This window comes from Bradyrhizobium sp. Kon10 (assembly GCF_055807395.1).
The window spans coordinates 1-261 of the sequence record NZ_JBVVOZ010000260.1 but is presented as its reverse complement, the minus strand read 5'-3'; the positions used below and the strand labels follow the sequence as shown (position 1 = coordinate 261).

Here is a 261-nt window from a genome sequence, read left to right as displayed (position 1 = left end):
CCGACGAGTCGGTCGTTTTCTCCGACCGGCAGAAATCCGACGTCGTCAACCGCCATTCGTTTCGCGATTTTCTGCAGCGACTCGCCAGGACTGGCGAGATGGACGTTGGGGGTCATTATCTCAGCGACTTTCATGGTGAATCTCCCTGTTGGTGCCCAGAACGGCACCACCGCCTGCGGTCGTAGAGCGATATTGGGCCTGGAAGACTTGCTGAGGACCTCAGGCCTGTCGCGCTGCGACGCTCGCTCGGCGGTCCCGTTC

Annotated in this window: 1 protein-coding gene; it reads right to left on the bottom strand. The window is 60.9% G+C overall.

Features of this window, described 5'->3' with window-relative positions:
- On the bottom strand, positions 1-116 hold a 116-nt coding region (locus tag AC0L2O_RS36940; RefSeq protein WP_473373227.1), incomplete at its 3' end, for a CBS domain-containing protein.
- Between the last annotated feature and the right edge of the window lie 145 nt (positions 117-261).